This is a genomic window from Nocardioides perillae (assembly GCF_013409425.1).
In the GTDB taxonomy this organism is placed as follows: Bacteria; Actinomycetota; Actinomycetes; order Propionibacteriales; family Nocardioidaceae; genus Nocardioides; species Nocardioides perillae.
In genome coordinates this window covers 3,595,631-3,613,620 of record NZ_JACCAC010000001.1, presented here as the reverse complement: position 1 = coordinate 3,613,620, position 17,990 = coordinate 3,595,631, and the positions used below count along the sequence as shown (strand labels likewise).

General features: G+C 73.2%; 9 protein-coding genes and 1 pseudogene. 9 read left to right on the top strand and 1 reads right to left on the bottom strand.

The window, feature by feature from the left end; genetic code table 11:
* From BJ989_RS17025 to BJ989_RS18945, 7 genes and pseudogenes are all read left to right on the top strand, one after another.
* Positions 1–379 (top strand): hypothetical protein (locus BJ989_RS17025; protein WP_218848859.1); only part of this gene is annotated, 379 nt, incomplete at its 5' end.
* Positions 376–1,293 (top strand): J domain-containing protein, encoded by a 918-nt coding sequence (locus tag BJ989_RS17020; protein ID WP_179519217.1) that lies wholly within the window; start codon positions 376–378, stop codon positions 1,291–1,293. The genes BJ989_RS17025 and BJ989_RS17020, both read left to right, overlap by 4 nt.
* A 263-nt stretch (positions 1,294–1,556) precedes the next feature.
* A complete protein-coding gene (gene rpoB, locus BJ989_RS17015; RefSeq protein WP_179519216.1) occupies positions 1,557–5,045 on the top strand; it encodes a DNA-directed RNA polymerase subunit beta in 3,489 nt (1,162 codons plus the stop codon).
* A 110-nt stretch (positions 5,046–5,155) separates the two neighbouring features.
* Positions 5,156–9,034 (top strand): DNA-directed RNA polymerase subunit beta', encoded by a 3,879-nt coding sequence (locus BJ989_RS17010; protein ID WP_179519215.1) that lies wholly within the window; start codon positions 5,156–5,158, stop codon positions 9,032–9,034.
* A 263-nt stretch (positions 9,035–9,297) separates the two neighbouring features.
* A complete protein-coding gene (locus BJ989_RS17005; RefSeq protein WP_179519214.1) occupies positions 9,298–10,815 on the top strand; it encodes an IPT/TIG domain-containing protein in 1,518 nt (505 codons plus the stop codon).
* Between the two features lie 104 nt (positions 10,816–10,919).
* Positions 10,920–12,182 carry a geranylgeranyl reductase family protein gene (locus tag BJ989_RS17000; protein WP_179519213.1) on the top strand — a complete coding sequence of 421 codons (1,263 nt, stop codon included), beginning with the start codon at positions 10,920–10,922 and terminating at the stop codon, positions 12,180–12,182.
* Between the two features lie 109 nt (positions 12,183–12,291).
* Positions 12,292–12,681, top strand: a pseudogene (locus BJ989_RS18945) (lysophospholipid acyltransferase family protein); the annotation flags it as partial.
* Positions 12,682–12,938: 257 nt separating this feature from the next.
* On the opposite strand, the gene BJ989_RS16995 reads toward BJ989_RS18945, so the two are convergent.
* Complete coding sequence (locus BJ989_RS16995; protein ID WP_179519212.1) at positions 12,939–14,105, bottom strand: acyltransferase family protein; 1,167 nt, start codon at positions 14,103–14,105, stop codon at positions 12,939–12,941.
* A 35-nt stretch (positions 14,106–14,140) separates the two neighbouring features.
* On the opposite strand from BJ989_RS16995, the gene BJ989_RS16990 reads away from it, so the two are divergent.
* A complete protein-coding gene (locus BJ989_RS16990; protein WP_179519211.1) occupies positions 14,141–15,046 on the top strand; it encodes an NUDIX domain-containing protein in 906 nt (301 codons plus the stop codon).
* Complete coding sequence (locus BJ989_RS16985; RefSeq protein ID WP_179519210.1) at positions 15,030–17,957, top strand: FAD-binding and (Fe-S)-binding domain-containing protein; 2,928 nt, start codon at positions 15,030–15,032, stop codon at positions 17,955–17,957. The genes BJ989_RS16990 and BJ989_RS16985 overlap by 17 nt, the downstream gene beginning before the upstream one ends.
* The last annotated feature ends 33 nt before the right edge of the window (positions 17,958–17,990 follow it).

The following is a 17,990-nucleotide window of genomic DNA, read 5'->3' as shown; positions in this document are numbered from 1 at the left end:
TGTCGTCGTCGCCGAGCAGCTGGTCGCCCAGCAGCAGGCCGAGCGCGACGCCGAGGTCTTCGGCACCGGCGTGGCCACCCTCGACGAGGACTCCGCCACCGCCCTGGTCGCCGGCGCCTTCACCAACACCGTCGGGGGCGAGGCCGGCGCGCCGTTCCCGGTCTACCTGCGCCTGCAGCTGGTGCTCGTCGACGGTGAGTGGCTGGTCGACGACTTCGGCTCCGCCGTCGCCGACGAGGAGGCGGGCGGCGGCCTGCCGGGCGAGGACGCACCCGTGCCGGCCCCGGGCACCGAGCCCGGTGCGGAGCCGAGTGCAGAGCCGTCCGCGCCTTCTGATCTCCAGACGGACATCCAGCCGCAGGAAGGGGCGACGCCGTGACCCCCAGCTGGTACGACCTGCTCGACGTCGAGCCCACCGCCAGCGCCGACGAGGTGCGCGCCGCGTGGCGCGCCCGGGTCGCCGACCTCGACCCGACCGACCGCCGCTTCGCGGTGCTCAACGAGGCCGCCGCGGTGCTCCTCGACCCGCAGCGGCGCGCCGCGCACGACGCGGAGCTCGCGGGCCGCGACGCCCCGGCCTCCGGTGCCCCTGCCGCCCCCTCGGCCCCCACCGCCCCGGTGAGCCCGCCGCCCGCCGAGCCGGCGCCGGCCGACGCCCCCGCCCCGCGCCGGTCGGTCCGGCTGCGCCGCGGCGCGACCGCCGCCGGCGCCACCACTCCCGCCGCCCCGACCGGGACCCGCCCGACGACCACCACCGACGCGGGTGCCGACGCGGGGGCCGAGGTGGAGGCCGACGGCGCCCGCACCGGCCGGCTGCCGTGGTGGGTGCCGGCGCTCCTGGCGGCACTCGCCATCGCCGTGGTCGGGGCGGCCACGTGGTTCGCGCTGACGGTGCCCTCTGACGACGAGGTGCTCTCCGGCACCCGCACGGCCCAGGCCACGGCCGAGCGGGCGATCGTGCCGGTGCTCTCCTACGACTTCGAGACGCTCGAGGAGGACCGCGCCGACGCCGTGCAGTACCTCACCGACGACTTCCGCGACGACTACGAGCGCCTCTTCACCCAGATCGAGGAGAACGCCCCCACCACGCGCACGGTCGTCGAGGCCGAGGTGCGGGCCTCGGCCATCACCCGCGGCGGCGCCGACCGCGTGCAGGTGCTGCTCTTCGTCGACCAGGTGACGACCAACGCGCAGACCACGGAGCCGGTGACCTACCGCAACCAGGTCACCGTGACCATGCAGGAGGTCGACGGCCGCTGGCTGGTCGACGACCTGCAGACCACCCGCGGCTGACCCGCCCGCCGACCCACCGGCGTACGCCGTGTCCCCAGGCGGGCGCGGCGGTGCTTGACCCCGGGCGGGGGAGCGGCGCATGATCTCCGGCAGATCGCCCGGTTGCGGCCCCCCTCGAGGGGGGTGACCCCGGGTTGTGTGCGTGTGCTGCGTGCCGTATCCTTCGAGGTTGCGCCTGCCCTCAGATGCCCTCCGCCCTGCCCGGTGGTCGGAGGTGTGGTGGTCCAGGCTCGCACGCACGCGGAACTGAAGAAGGAAACCTCTTGGCCTCGCGCACCAACGCCGCCGACAACCCCCGCCGCATCTCCTTCGCGAAGATCTCCGAACCACTCGAGCTCCCGCAGCTCCTCTCGCTCCAGACCAGCAGCTTCGACTGGCTGGTCGGCAACGAGGCGTGGGACGCGCAGGTCCAGGCGCGCACCGACGCCGGCGAGGACGTCAGCCCCAAGTCGGGCCTGCAGGAGATCTTCGAGGAGATCTCGCCGATCGAGGACTTCTCCGAGACGATGTCGCTCTCGTTCGAGAACCCGGTCTTCTACGACCCGAAGTACACGGTCGAGGAGTGCAAGGAGAAGGACTTCACCTACTCCGCGCCGCTCTACGTCTCGGCCGAGTTCACCAACAACGACACCGGCGAGATCAAGGGCCAGACGGTCTTCATGGGCGACTTCCCGCTCATGACCGACAAGGGCACCTTCGTCATCAACGGCACCGAGCGCGTCGTCGTCTCCCAGCTGGTCCGCAGCCCGGGCGTCTACTTCGAGCGCTCCGCCGACAAGACCTCCGACAAGGACATCTACACCGCCAAACTCATCCCGAGCCGCGGTGCCTGGCTGGAGTTCGAGATCGACAAGCGCGACCTGGTCGGCGTGCGCCTCGACCGCAAGCGCAAGCAGAACGTCACCGTGCTGCTCAAGGCCCTCGGCCTGACCGTGGAGGACATCCGCCGCGAGTTCGCCGACCCGGCCAACCCCGAGCGCGCCTACGAGTCCATCGAGCTGACCCTGGAGAAGGACCACACCCAGGGCCAGGACGACGCGCTGCTCGACATCTACCGCAAGCTGCGCCCGGGCGAGCCGCCGACGCGCGAGGCCGCGCAGACGCTGCTCAACAACTACTACTTCAACCCCAAGCGCTACGACCTCGCCAAGGTCGGCCGCTACAAGATCAACAAGAAGCTCGGCCTGACCGAGGCCTTCGACCAGCAGACGCTGACCGTCGACGACGTCGTCGCCGCGATCCGCTACGTCGTGGCGCTGCACGACGGCCAGACCCAGGTCGAGGCGCCCCAGGGCACCCTCGAGGTGGCGGCCGACGACATCGACCACTTCGGCAACCGCCGCATGCGCACCGTCGGCGAGCTGATCCAGAACCAGCTCCGCACCGGCCTGGCACGCATGGAGCGCGTGGTCCGCGAGCGGATGACGACCCAGGACGTCGAGGCGATCACGCCGCAGTCGCTGATCAACATCCGGCCCGTGGTGGCGGCGCTGAAGGAGTTCTTCGGCACCTCGCAGCTCTCGCAGTTCATGGACCAGACCAACCCGATCGCGGGCCTGACGCACAAGCGTCGTCTCTCCGCGCTCGGCCCGGGTGGTCTCTCCCGTGACCGCGCCGGCATGGAGGTCCGCGACGTCCACCCGTCGCACTACGGCCGCATGTGCCCGATCGAGACGCCGGAAGGCCCCAACATCGGCCTCATCGGGTCGCTGGCCTCCTACGGCCGGATCAACCCGTTCGGCTTCGTGGAGACGCCCTACCGCAAGGTCGTCGACGGGCAGGTCACCGACCAGATCGACTACCTGACGGCCGACGACGAGGACCGCTACGTCATCGCGCAGGCCAACGCGACCCTCGACGACGACATGCGCTTCGTCAACGAGCGGGTGCTGGTGCGCCAGCGCGACGGCGAGGTCTCCGAGGTCGTGCCGAGCGAGATCGACTACATGGACGTCTCGCCGCGCCAGATGGTCTCGGTCGCGACCGCGCTCATCCCGTTCCTCGAGCACGACGACGCCAACCGCGCGCTCATGGGCGCCAACATGCAGCGCCAGGCGGTCCCGCTGATCACCAGCGACAGCCCCCTGGTCGGCACCGGCATCGAGTACCGCGCCGCGGTCGACGCCGGCGACGTCGTCACCGCCTCCAAGGCCGGTGTGGTCAAGGAGGTCTCGGCCGACCTGGTCGAGACGATGAACGACGACGGCACCTACACCTCCTACCGCCTGCAGAAGTTCCAGCGCTCCAACCAGGGCACCTGCATCAACCAGCGCCCGCTGGTCAGCGAGGGCGACCGCCTCGAGGTCGGCTCGCCGATCGCCGACGGCCCCTGCACCGACGACGCCGAGATGGCGCTGGGCACCAACCTCCTCGTGGCCTTCATGCCGTGGCAGGGCCACAACTACGAGGACGCCATCATCCTGAGCCAGCGCCTGGTCCAGGAGGACGTCCTCACCTCGATCCACATCGAGGAGCACGAGGTCGACGCCCGCGACACCAAGCTGGGCCCCGAGGAGATCACCCGCGACATCCCCAACGTCTCCGAGGAGATGCTGGCCGACCTCGACGAGCGCGGCATCATCCGCATCGGCGCCGAGGTGACCACGGGCGACATCCTGGTCGGCAAGGTCACGCCCAAGGGCGAGACCGAGCTGACCCCCGAGGAGCGCCTGCTCCGCGCGATCTTCGGCGAGAAGGCGCGCGAGGTGCGCGACACCTCGATGAAGGTCCCGCACGGCGAGTCCGGCACCGTCATCGGCGTCCGGGTCTTCGACCGCGAGGAGGGCGACGAGCTCCCGCCGGGCGTCAACCAGCTGGTGCGCGTCTACGTCGCGCAGAAGCGCAAGATCTCCGTCGGCGACAAGCTCGCCGGACGCCACGGCAACAAGGGCGTCATCGCGAAGATCCTGCCGGTCGAGGACATGCCGTTCATGGAGGACGGCACCCCGGTCGACGTGATCCTCAACCCGCTGGGCGTGCCGCGACGCATGAACATCGGGCAGATCCTCGAGCTGCACCTCGGCTGGCTGGCCAAGCAGGGCTGGGACCTCAACCTGTCGGGCGACCCCGACGACGCGGAGTGGAAGCAGCGCCTGATCAAGATCGGCGTCGAGACCGCCGCTCCGGACACCCGTGTGGCCACCCCGGTCTTCGACGGTGCCCGCGAGGACGAGATCACCGGTCTGCTGGGCGCGACCTACCCCACCCGCGACGGCGTGCGGATGATCGACGAGACCGGCAAGGCGCACCTGTTCGACGGTCGCTCCGGCGAGCCGTTCCCGGACCCGGTCTCGGTCGGATACATGTACATCCTGAAGCTGCACCACCTCGTGGACGACAAGATCCACGCCCGCAGCACCGGCCCCTACTCGATGATCACGCAGCAGCCCCTGGGCGGAAAGGCCCAGTTCGGCGGCCAGCGGTTCGGCGAGATGGAGGTCTGGGCGATGGAGGCGTACGGCGCCGCCTACGCTCTGCAGGAGCTGCTGACCATCAAGTCCGACGACGTCCCCGGGCGCGTCAAGGTCTACGAGGCCATCGTCAAGGGCGAGAACATCCCCGACTCCGGCATCCCGGAGTCGTTCAAGGTGCTCGTCAAGGAGATGCAGTCGCTCTGCCTCAACGTGGAGGTGCTGTCGCAGGACGGCACGGCCATCGAGATGCGCGACGCGGAGGAGGACGTCTTCCGCGCCGCCGAGGAGCTCGGCATCGACCTGTCCCGCCGCGAGCCCAGCTCGGTCGAAGAGGTGTGAGCCGCCGGGCCCGGGGGCCGGTGGTGCGCGTGAGCGTGCCGCCGCCCCCGGCCCCGGCCTCCGCCCCCCTCATCTCTCACCTGTAGAACCTACGAAGGGTTGCAGCCACCGTGCTCGACGTGAACTTCTTCGACCAGCTCCAGATCGGCCTGGCCACCGCCGACGAGATCCGCACCTGGAGCCACGGCGAGGTCAAGAAGCCCGAGACCATCAACTACCGCACGCTCAAGCCCGAGCGTGACGGCCTCTTCTGCGAGAAGATCTTCGGTCCCACCCGGGACTGGGAGTGCTACTGCGGCAAGTACAAGCGCGTGCGCTTCAAGGGCATCATCTGCGAGCGCTGCGGCGTCGAGGTGACCCGCTCCAAGGTCCGCCGCGAGCGCATGGGCCACATCGAGCTCGCCGCGCCCGTGACGCACATCTGGTACTTCAAGGGCGTGCCCTCGCGCCTGGGCTACCTGCTCGACCTGGCGCCGAAGGACCTCGAGAAGGTCATCTACTTCGCCGCCTACATGATCACCTCGGTCGACGAGGACGCCCGCCACCGCGACCTGTCCTCGCTCGAGGGCAAGGTCGGCCTGGAGCGCGAGCGCCTCGAGAAGCGCCGCGACACCGCGATCGAGGACCGCGCCAAGAAGCTCGAGGAGGACCTCGCCCAGCTCGAGGCCGAGGGCGCCAAGGCCGACCAGCGCCGCAAGGTGAAGGACGGCGCCGAGCGCGAGATGAAGCAGCTGCGCGACCGCTCGCAGCGCGAGATCGACCGCCTCGACGAGGTCTGGGACACCTTCAAGAACCTCAAGGTGCAGGACCTCATGGGCGACGAGCTGCTCTACCGCGAGATGAAGAACTGGTTCGGCAAGTACTTCGAGGGCCACATGGGCGCCACGGCGATCCAGAAGCGCCTGCAGGACTTCGACGTCGAGGCCGAGGTGGAGTCGCTGCGCGACACCATCGAGAACGGCAAGGGCCAGAAGAAGGTCCGCGCCCTCAAGCGCCTCAAGGTCGTCGACGCCTTCCGCAAGACCGGCAACCAGCCGATCGGCATGGTCCTCGACGCGGTCCCGGTCATCCCGCCGGACCTGCGCCCGATGGTCCAGCTCGACGGTGGCCGCTTCGCGACCTCGGACCTCAACGACCTCTACCGCCGCGTCATCAACCGCAACAACCGCCTCAAGCGGCTGCTCGACCTCGGCGCGCCGGAGATCATCGTCAACAACGAGAAGCGGATGCTGCAGGAGGCCGTCGACTCGCTCTTCGACAACGGCCGCCGCGGCCGGCCGGTCACCGGCCCGGGCAACCGCCCGCTCAAGTCGCTGTCCGACATGCTCAAGGGCAAGCAGGGCCGCTTCCGCCAGAACCTCCTCGGCAAGCGCGTCGACTACTCCGGCCGCTCGGTCATCGTGTCGGGCCCGCAGCTCAAGCTGCACCAGTGCGGTCTGCCCAAGCAGATGGCGCTGGAGCTCTTCAAGCCGTTCGTGATGAAGCGCCTGGTCGACCTGAGCCACGCGCAGAACATCAAGTCGGCCAAGCGCATGGTCGAGCGCGCCCGCCCGGTCGTGTGGGACGTGCTCGAGGAGGTCATCACCGAGCACCCGGTGCTGCTCAACCGTGCGCCTACGCTGCACCGCCTCGGCATCCAGGCCTTCGAGCCCCAGCTGATCGAGGGCAAGGCCATCCAGATCCACCCGCTCGTGTGCACCGCGTTCAACGCGGACTTCGACGGTGACCAGATGGCGGTGCACCTGCCGCTGTCGGCCGAGGCCCAGGCCGAGGCGCGGATCCTGATGCTGTCGACCAACAACATCCTCAAGCCGTCGGACGGCCGACCGGTGACCATGCCGACCCAGGACATGATCATCGGCCTGTTCTTCCTCACCACCGACCGCGAGGGCGAGCCGGGCGAGGGTCGGGTGTTCTCCTCGCAGGCCGAGGCGATCATGGCCTTCGACCGGGGCGAGATCTCGCTGCAGAGCAAGGTCCGCATCCGCTTCCCCGACGCGGTGCCGCCGGTCGGCGAGGCGCTGCCCGAGGGCTGGTCCGAGGGTCAGCCGCTGGTCCTCGAGACCACGCTGGGCCGCGCGATCTTCAACGACACGCTCCCGGGCGACTACCCCTTCGTGAACTACGAGGTGGGCAAGAAGGCCCTGGGTGCGATCGTGAACGACCTCGCCGAGCGCTACACCAAGGTCGAGGTGGCCGCCTCGCTCGACGCGCTGAAGGACGCCGGCTTCCACTGGGCGACCCGCTCGGGCGTGACCGTGTCGATCGACGACGTCACCACCCCGCCGGAGAAGGCGACCATCCTCGCGACCTACGAGGAGCAGGCCGCCAAGGTCCAGAAGCAGTTCGAGCGCGGTCTGGTCACCGACGACGAGCGCCGCCAGGAGCTCATCGAGATCTGGACCCAGGCCTCGGCCGAGGTCGGCCGGGCGATGGAGCAGACCTTCGACCGGGCCAACCCGATCTACATGATGGTCGACTCGGGTGCCTCCGGAAACATGAACCAGATCCGGCAGGTCGCGGCCATGCGTGGTCTCGTGGCCAACCCGAAGGGCGAGATCATCCCGCGCCCGATCAAGTCGAACTTCCGCGAGGGCCTCACGGTCCTGGAGTACTTCATCGCGACCCACGGTGCCCGCAAGGGCCTCGCGGACACCGCGCTGCGCACCGCGGACTCCGGCTACCTCACCCGCCGCCTCGTCGACGTCTCCCAGGACGTCATCATCCGCGAGGACGACTGCGGCACCGAGCGCGGCCTGCCCAAGCGGATCGGCGAGAAGCTGGCCGACGGCAGCGTCGTGAAGGCGGAGAACGCCGAGACCGCGGCGTACGCCCGCTCGGCCGCCGTCGAGGTCACCCACCCCGAGACCGGCGAGGTGCTGGTCGAGGCGGGTGGCGACCTGGGCGACGTGAAGATCGGCGAGCTCGTGGCGGCCGGCATCGAGGAGGTCAAGGTCCGCTCGGTCCTGACCTGCGAGGCCCGCACCGGCACGTGCGCCAAGTGCTACGGCCGCTCGCTGGCCACCGGCAAGCTCGTCGACATCGGCGAGGCCGTCGGCATCATCGCGGCCCAGTCGATCGGTGAGCCCGGCACGCAGCTGACGATGCGCACCTTCCACACCGGTGGTGTGGCCTCGGCCGACGACATCACGCAGGGTCTGCCCCGCGTGGTCGAGCTCTTCGAGGCCCGCTCGCCGAAGGGCCGCACGCCCATCAGCGAGGCCGCCGGTCGCGTCGAGATCGAGGAGACCGACAAGGCCCGGACCGTCATCGTCACCCCCGACGACGGCTCCGAGGTCCAGGAGTACCCCGTCTCCAAGCGCTCGCGCCTGAACGTGGAGGACGGCCAGCACATCGAGGTCGGCCACCACATCACCTCCGGCACGCCGGACCCGCAGGACGTGCTGCGCATCCTCGGTGTCCGCAAGGCGCAGGAGCACCTGGTCGACGAGGTCCAGGAGGTCTACCGCTCGCAGGGCGTGGCGATCCACGACAAGCACATCGAGATCATCGTGCGGCAGATGCTGCGCCGCGTGACGGTCATCGAGTCGGGTGACACCAACCTGCTGCCCTCCGACCTCACCGACCGCGTGATCTTCGAGGAGGAGAACCGCCGCGTGGTCTCCGAGGGCGGCAAGCCGGCCTCGGGTCGACCGGTGCTCATGGGCATCACCAAGGCCTCGCTGGCGACCGAGTCGTGGCTCTCGGCGGCCTCCTTCCAGGAGACCACCCGGGTGCTCACCGACGCGGCCATCAACGGCCGCAGCGACTCGCTGCGCGGTCTGAAGGAGAACGTCATCATCGGCAAGCTGATCCCGGCGGGCACCGGCCTCGAGCGCTACCGCAACATCCGGGTGGAGCCGACCGAGGAGGCCCGAGCCGCGGCGTACTCCGTGACGGGCTACGACTCCTACGACTACGAGTTCGGCGGTGCCGGCGGCCAGGCCGTCGCCCTCGACGACTTCGACTTCGGCTCCTACCAGAGCTGAGCGCCGAGCTCGACGTCCGACCGACGGCCCCGTCCCCTCCGTGGGGGCGGGGCCGTCGGCGTACGCCGCCGCGCACGGTCGGCGGGCCGGCCCGGACCCGGGACCTTCGGCCGTCTAGCCAGGTGCGTGCGGAGGCGAGCGTTCCCTCAGGTCGCGTGCCTGTGCCGCCGATGGGCGGGATGTCGCCTCCCGCACGTCCGCGGGCGCGACCGCCGCCGGGGGACTCCGGGGGTGTCTCCCCACGCAGACGAGAAGGAGCTCACATGTCTGTCACCGGAACGCGGTCGCCACGGACGGCTGCCCTCATCACCGGTCTGGTCCTCGGAGGGACCGCCCTGTCCTACGTGCCGGCCAACGCCGCACCCCAGCTCGGTGCCGCGCCCGTCGTGCGCGCGGCCACCGTCACCCCGACCACGGTCGTCAAGCGGCTGTCGGAGAACAAGGGCCCGCTGGCCGGAGGCGGCACGGTCCTCATCACCGGCAAGGACCTCGCGACCGGCACCGGTCCCTACGTCGCGAAGGCCGTCACCTTCGGCACCGTCACGGTGCCGACTGCGGACGTGACGGCCCTCAGCACCGGCGCCCTGCAGGTCGAGGTCCCCGCCGGCGTCGCGGACACCCCCGTGGTCAAGGTGCTCGTCGGCGACGCGACCGCCGGCCCGAAGTACACCTACGAGCTGCTCGAGGCCACCGTCTCGACCACCCAGACCACCCTCAGCGGCTGGGCGCCCGTCAGCGAGACCGGCCTGGCCGACCAGGTGCTGACCGGGGCGGGCTTCCAGAAGACCACCGCCGTGCTCGTCGGCGGCAAGCGGGCCCGGGTCACCCCGACCCCGCGCGGTACCACCTTCGACCCGACGCGCATCGAGTTCGACCTGCCGGCGGGTCTCGTGGGCGTGCACGACGTCGTCGTGGCCGACAAGCGCGGCACGGCCTACGTCGGCTACGTCACCTACGTGGCCAAGACCATCGACGCCACTTCTGCCGACCTGCCCTACGCCGTGAACGAGGCGGCGACCGCCATCCCGGTCACGGGCACCAACCTGGACGCCGTGGCCACGGCGACCTACAGCGACGGCACCACGACGCAGAAGGCCACCGTCAAGAAGGTCAGCGCGACCCAGGTGGTCATCGGCGTGCCCGCTGGCGCCGCCCTCAACGACGGCACGCTGACCCTCAAGGGCGCCTACGGCAACAGCGACACGCTGACCCTCGACCGCCAGGCGGCCGGCCTGCCGACGGTCACCGCGGTCACGCCGAAGACCGGCGTCGACCTCGGCGTGGCCTCGGGCGTCGTCACCCTGACCGGCACCAACCTGGTCAGCCTCAAGGCCGTGAAGGTCTACTCCAAGACCGCCACCGTCAAGACCTACGCGGGCTCGGCCATCAAGGTCCTCAGCGCCACCAGCGCCGAGGTGAAGCTGCCGAAGCTGCCGGACGACGCGGCGTACGACATCGAGGTCGTCACGGCGCACACCGTGCCCTCGGCCAAGTTCGAGTTCTCCGTGGGCACGCCCGCGGTTGCGGCGCCCACCGTCTCGGCCGTCACCTCGGCGGACGGCGAGACGGTGGCGATCACCGGGACGAACCTCACCGGGACGTCGCAGGTGACCTTCACCGACTCGGTCCCGACGACCGTCACGGCCACGACCGGCATCACGGTCAACAGCGCGACGTCGGTCACCGTCGTGCTCGGTTCCGCCCTGGCAGCGGGCAGTTACCAGGTGGTCGTCACCACGCCGGGCGGAAACGCCGCAGCTGCGACGCTGACCGTCTCCTGACACCCCGCACCACCCGCACCACTGACGTGACCGGCGTCGGCCGCCCCGCAGGGGCGACCGGCGCCGGTCTCGGCGTTCCTGGGGTGGTCTGGGAGAATCGCGTCGTGAGCACGACCGTCCCCGAGCAGACCGACGTCCTCGTCGTCGGCGCCGGCCCCGCGGGCTCGGCGGCCGCGGCCTGGGCGGCGCGCCACGGTCTCGACGTCGTGCTCGCCGACGCGGCGGTCTTCCCCCGCGACAAGACCTGCGGTGACGGCCTCACGCCGCGCGCGGTGCACGAGCTCGGCCGGCTCGGGCTGACCGACTGGCTGCGCGCCCACACCGTCAACAAGGGTCTGCGGGCCCACGGCTTCGGCCAGACCCTCCACCTGCCCTGGCCGGGCGGCACGCTGCCCGACTGGGGCTCGGCCGTCGCCCGCACCGAGCTCGACGACCACCTGCGCACGACCGCGCTGAAGTCGGGCGCGCAGGCCCTCGACGGCGCGCGGGCCGTCGGCGTACGTCGTGACGGGGCGCGGGTCGCCGCCGTCACCTTCGCGCGCGACGGCGAGCAGGTCGAGGTGGCCTGCCGTCGCCTCGTCGTCGCCGACGGCGTCCGCTCCCAGCTCGGCAAGCTGCTGGGCCGCACCTGGCACCGCGACACCGTCTACGGCGTCGCCGGACGTTGCTACGTCACCTCCGGCGCCGGCGACGACCCGTGGATCAGCAGCCACCTCGAGCTGCGCAGCGAGGAGGGCGAGGTGCTCTCCGGCTACGGCTGGATCTTCCCGCTCGGCGCCGGTTCCAGCGGCGAGGGCGAGGTCAACCTCGGGGTCGGCACGCTCGCCACCGCGAAGCGGCCGGCCGAGATCGCGCTCCGCCCGCTGATGCGCCACTACGCCGAGGCGCGGCGCGAGGAGTTCGACCTGCGCGGCGACCTGCGCGCGCCCACCTCCGCGCTGCTGCCGATGGGTGGCGCCGTGTCGGGCGTCGCCGGGCCCAACTGGGCCCTCGTGGGCGACGCGGCCGGCTGCGTGAACCCGCTCAACGGTGAGGGCATCGACTACGGCCTGGAGACCGGGCGCCTCGTCGCCGAGCTCTTCGCCGACGACCCCGGCGCCGACCTCGGGGCCGTGTGGCCGCAGCTGCTGCGCGACCACTACGGCGAGGCCTTCTCGATCGCGCGCCGCCTCGCCGGCCTCGTGACGGTGCCGGGCCTGCTCAAGACCCTCGGCCCGGTCGGGATGCGCTCCGAGCTCGGCATGACGCTGGCCCTGCGGTGGATGGGCAACCTGGTCACCGACGAGGACCGCGACCGCGCCGCGAGGGTCTGGGCCTGGGCCGGGCGCCGCTCGATCGCGCGCGACGCCCGCCCTCCCTTCAGCTGAGCCGACCGTGCGGGAGTCGGTCGTGCGGACGTCGGTGGGGCACGTGCCGGGCACGACGCGGCGCGAGAGCCCCTTCTACGCCGCCACGATCGGGCTGGGGCGGGTGGCCATGAGGGCCCTCGCGCTCGACTTGCGGGTGCGTGGCCTGGCCCACCTGCCCCGCACGGGGCCGGTGCTGCTGGCGAGCAACCACGTGTCCTTCCCCGACTTCCTCTTCGTCGGCCGGGCCGCCCTGGAGCGCGGACGCCACGTGCGCTTCCTCAGCCGGCACGACGTCTGGGGCTCGCCGTTGGTGGCCCGCGCGATGGACGCGATGGGGCACGTGCCGGTGGACCGCCAGGCACCCGCCGCCGCCTACCTCCACGCGCGCCGGCTGCTGCGCGCGGGCGAGGCCGTCTGCGCCTTCCCGGAGGCCGGCATCTCCTGGACCTGGACGGTGCGCTCGCTCATGCCGGGGGTGGCGGCACTGGCCCGGGAGACCGGGGTGCCGGTCGTGCCCGTGGCGGTGTGGGGGCCGCAGCGGCTCTGGAGCGTCGACGCGGCGGGTGCCTTCGCGCCGCCGCGGTGGGTGCGCGGCCTGCCGGTCGAGGTGTCGCTGGGGGAGCCCGTCGCGGTCGCTCCGGGCGCGGACGTCACGGCGGCCACCACCGACCTGGGCCACCGGTTGACAGCCCTGCTGGAGGAGCTGCAGCGCGACCCGGTGCACGCGCCGCGTCCCGGCGAGCACGCGCCGTGGCACCCGGCGCACCTCGGCGGTCAGGCGCCGGCGCGCCCCGAGGTCGCCTCGCTGGAGTCGCTGCCGCGCTCGGCGGTGCCGCCGACCTGGGGGCCGCTGCCCGTGCGGGGTGCGGGCACCGCCGGCCCGGTGGAGGCGCCCGCCGAGGACGTCACCGGCTGAGCGGGCGCCGCCGCGACGCCGGTCGCGTGCCGGGCCGCGCGGTGGCGCTCGACGCTGCCGACCGGGTCGACGAGCCAGGTGAGCCGGGCGGCGACGGGCGGCCAGGCCAGCAGCACCGCGATCGCGGTGCCGACCACCGCGGTGATGGCCATCTCGACGGGGCCCGGACCCGGGAGGCGGTCCCAGAAGTCGGCGTACTCGAGGCCGCGCACGACGAAGCCGTGGCACAGGTAGACCACCATGCTGGCCGCGCCCAGGCGGCTCCACCAGGAGGCGCGGCGGGGCACGAGGGCGAGCAGCGCGAGCGTGCCGACCGAGGAGATCGCGATGAGGGTCAGCCGCGCCCAGACCGCGTGGTCGAGCGGCGCGTCCATCTCGTCGTAGGAGGAGCGGTAGTAGAGCCACTCGGTGCGGATCCACTGGTCGGTCTGGCCGGCCGTCCACCAGATCCAGGCGAGCACCGCCACCGCGAGCACCCGCATGCCGGGCAGCCGCACCAGGGCGAGCTGCTCGCGGCGCAGGTGCAGGCCGAGCACGTAGAAGGGCAGCAGACCGAGGACGCGGTCGACGTCGAGCACGTCGTAGGCCGTGAGGGGGCCGAGCAGCGACACGCCCACCGAGGCCGGCACCCACAGCCAGTGCGCGCGCAGGACCGGCGTCATGAGCCGCCAGCAGAAGAGCGCGGCGAGGTACCACATCGGCCAGTGCGGGTCGATCCACAGCTGGTCGAGCGGCTCCTCCCCGCCGAGGTCGACGCGGAAGGCGGCCATGAGCGCCTCGAAGACGACGTAGGGCACGACGAGGGTGGTGAGCAGCGAGCGGAAGCCCTTGCGGTCCCACGCGAAGCGCGCGGACAGGTGGCCGGTCAGCAGCACGAACGCCGGGATGTGGACGTAGTAGACCGCGTCGTAGAGGTGCGAGGTGAAGCCGCTCGACGGCACGAAGGCGATGCCGTGGCCGATGACGACGAGCGTCACCAGCGTCATCTTCGCGTTGTCGAACCACGGGTCTCGTGCGGCTGCCACCCCGGTCTCGTACCCGCGCCGCTACCGTTCTACGCGTGAGCCACCTCCCACGACGACAGCGCGTCGCGGCCTACGCCGTGATCGTGCGCGACGACGCGATCCTGCTCTCGCGCATCGCGCCGCGCATCTCCGCGGAGGAGCTCTGGACGCTGCCCGGGGGCGGTCTCGACCACGGGGAGGACCCCCGCGACGCCGTCGTGCGGGAGGTGCACGAGGAGACCGGCCTCGACGCCCGCGTCGGCGCCGAGGCCCGCGTCTACTCCGCCCACGCCCCCAGTGCGTGGCGCGACGGGAAGCGCGTCGACGCCCACGCGCTGCGCATCGTCTACGACGGGTGGGTGGCGCCCGACGCGCCCGAGCCCCGGGTCGTCGAGGTCGACGGGTCGACCGTCGAGGCCCGCTGGGTGCCGCTGGCCGACGTCGCGTCGGGGGCCGTGCCGACCGTGCCGATGGTGCGGGAGGCCCTCGCCGACCACCGGCCCGCGCAGGTCCAGCGCCTCGCGGCGTACGCCGTGGTGCGGCGGCGCGGCCGGGCGGGAGGGTCGGCGGCGTCGGCGGGGGACGAGGTGCTGCTCACGCGCATCAGCGCGGTCGGTCACCACCCCGGGGCTTGGACGCTGCCGGGCGGGGGCGTCGACCACGGCGAGCGGCCGGCGGCCGCGCTGGCGCGCGAGGTGCGCGAGGAGTGCGGCCTGCCCTGCGAGGTCGGCGCGCTGCTCGGCGTGCACGACGTGCACTTCACCGGCACCGCACCGACGGGCCGGCGCGAGGACTACCACGGCGTCCACCTGCTCTTCGCGGCGTCGGTGCCCCTCGACGCCGAGCCGCGCGTCACCGAGGCGGCCGGCACCACCGATGCGGTCGCCTGGGTGCCGGTCGACGACGTGCGGACCGGGCGGCTCGAGGCGCTCGACGTGGTCCGCCATGCCCTCGACCTCTGACCTCCTCGCCGAACTGCGGCGGCGCGGCGTCGAGGGTTGCGACGACTCGTCCCTGACGCGGGCGCTCTACGCCACCGACGCCTCGCTCTACCGCGTGCCGCCGCGCGCGGTCGCCCGGCCGCGCGACACCGACGAGCTGCTCGCGGTGCTCGACGTGGCCCGCGCGACCGGGGTGCCGCTCACCGCGCGCGGCGCCGGCACCTCGATCGCCGGCAACGCCGTCGGCCCCGGTCTGGTGGTCGACTGCGCCCGGCACCTGCACCGCGTGCACGACCTGGACCCCGGCACCCGGCTCGCGCGGGTCGAGCCGGGGGTGGTGCACGCCGTCCTCCAGGGCCGTGCCCGCGCCCACGGGCTGCGGCTCGGCCCCGACCCGTCGTCGCACACCCGCTGCACGGTCGGCGGGATGGTCGGCAACAACGCGTGCGGGTCGCGGGCGCTCGGCTACGGGCGCACCTCCGACGTCGTCGAGGGCCTGCGGGTCGCGCTCGGCACGGGCGAGGTGGTGGCGGTGGGGCCGGCCGCCGGAGCGGGGCAGGGGGCGGAGATCGGGGCGGAGGCCGGGGCGGGCGCGGCGCTGGCCGCGCGGCTCGGCCACGTGGTCGACGGCGACCTGGCGCGCGTGCGCACCGGCTTCGGCCGCTTCTCGCGGCAGGTCAGCGGCTACGCGCTGGAGCACCTGCTGCCCGAGCGCGGACGCCGCGTCGACCGCTTCCTGGTCGGGTCGGAGGGCACGCTCGGGCTGGTCCTCGAGGCGACCGTGCGGCTGGCCGCGGACCCGCCCGCCACGGCGTTGGTGGCCTTGGGCTACCCCTCGATGCCCGAGGCCGCCGACGCGGTGCCGGGACTGCTCGCGGCCTGCGGTCCGGCCGTCGGCGGCGCCGTGACCGCGTGCGAGGGCCTCGACGCGCGCATCGTCGACCTGGTGCGCGCACGGCCGAGGCACGCCGTGCCGGAGCTGCCCACCGGCTCGGGGTGGCTGCTGGTCGAGGTCGCGGGCGGCTCCGCGGGGGAGGCCGCGGCGCACGCCGCCCGGGTGGTCTCGGCGGCGGGAGCGCTGGGCTCGCGGGTCGTCGTGGGGGAGGAGGCCGCGGCGCTGTGGCGGATCCGCGAGAGCGGTGCGGGCCTGGCGGCGCGGAGCCTCGGCCGGCCCGCGCACGCGGGCTGGGAGGACGCGGCGGTCCCGCCCGAGCAGCTCGGCGGGTGGCTGCGCGACTTCGACGAGCTGCTCGCGGCGCACGGGCTCGCAGGGGTGCCCTACGGCCACTTCGGCGACGGCTGCGTGCACGTGCGCGTCGACGTGCCCTTCGCGGAGGAGACCGCCGCGGGGCGACAGGCCGAGGGTGTGCGGAGGTTCTCCGACTTCCTCGAGGCCTCGGCGCGCGCCCTCGCCGCGCGCGGCGGGTCGCTCTCCGGCGAGCACGGCGACGGCCGCGCGTGCTCGTCGCTGCTGCCGCTGATGTACGACGCGTCCTCGCTCGCGCTCTTCGCCGCGGTGAAGCGGGTGTGCGACCCCGACGGCGTGCTCAACCCCGGCGTGCTGGTCGACCCCGCGGCCGCGACGGCCGACCTGCGCCCGCCGCGGCCCCGCCGCGAGCCTCCGCTGGCGCTCCGCCTCGTCGACGACGGCGGCTCGATGGCGGCCGCGGTGCACCGGTGCACGGGCGTGGGTGCGTGCGTGGCGCCCGGCCCTGAGCTGGGGCGGGCGCCGGCCGGCGGCGGCGTGATGTGCCCGTCGTGGGTGGCGACGCGCGAGGAGAAGGACTCCACCCGCGGCCGCGCGCGGGTGCTGCAGGAGGCGCTCGACGCCGGCCCCGGCAGCGACGCACTCGTGCGCGACCTCGCCGACCCGGTCGTCCACGAGGCGCTCGACCTCTGCCTGGCCTGCAAGGGCTGCGCGCGCGACTGCCCCACCGGCGTCGACGTCGCGACGTACAAGGCCGAGGCGCTGCACCAGCGCTGGCGGGGCCGGCTGCGGCCGCGCAGCCACTACGCGCTGGGCCGGCTGCCGACCTGGGCCCGCCTGGCGGCGCCGGTGGCGGGGGTGCTCAACGCGGTGGCCCGCACCACCGCCGGGCGCCGGCTGGCCGCGGCGCTCGCCGGCACCGACCCCGCCCGCACCCTGCCGCCCCTCGCGGTCCCCTCCGCCCGCGCCGGTGCGCGCGCGGCGGGGGTGGCGGGCACGGCCGGAGACGCGCCCGCCCCCGACGTGTGGGTCTGGGCCGACACCTTCACGGACCGGTTCGCGGCGGGGCAAGCGGAGGCGGCGGTGCGGCTGCTGGCGAGCGCGGGGCTCGAGGCGCGGGTGGTCGACCTCGACGCCTGCTGCGGCCTGACGCTCGTCACCACCGGACAGCTCGACGCGGCGCGGCGGCGGGTGGAGCGCACGCTCGCCGCGCTCGCGCCGTACGCCGCGTCCGCCGCGCCGCTCCTCGGCCTCGAGCCGTCGTGCGTGGCCACCCTGCGCGACGACGCGCGACGGCTCACCGACGACCCGCGGGCCGAGCTCGTCGCGGGCGCGGTGCACACCCTGGCCGAGCTGCTGGAGCGGCTCGCGGTGCCGCTGCCGGACCTCACGGGTGTCGAGGTGGTCGCCCAGCCGCACTGCCACCACGCCTCGGTGCTCGGCTGGGACCGCGACGAGGCGCTGCTGATCCGCGCCGGTGCCCGCGTGACCCGCGTCGGCGGCTGCTGCGGGCTGGCGGGCTCGTGGGGCATGGAGCGCGGCCACGGCGAGGTCTCGCGAGCGGTCGCCGAGACCCGGCTGCTGCCCGCGGTGCGCGAGGCGCCGCCGGGTGCGGTGGTGCTCGCCGACGGGGTCTCGTGCCGCCACCAGCTGGCCGACCTGGCGGGCGTCACCGCGGTGCACCTCGCCGACCTGCTCGCCTCGCGGCTGCCCGACCGCCGGTAGGCTCGCGGGGTGAACCCCCGCTACCGCCGCCTC

Bases quoted from the DNA above. Each gene is read 5' to 3' on its own strand.
- BJ989_RS16985 (WP_179519210.1), top strand. From the start codon at position 15,030: ATGCCCTCGACCTCTGACCTCCTCGCCGAACTGCGGCGGCGCGGCGTC.
- BJ989_RS17005 (WP_179519214.1), top strand. From the start codon at position 9,298: ATGTCTGTCACCGGAACGCGGTCGCCACGGACGGCTGCCCTCATCACC.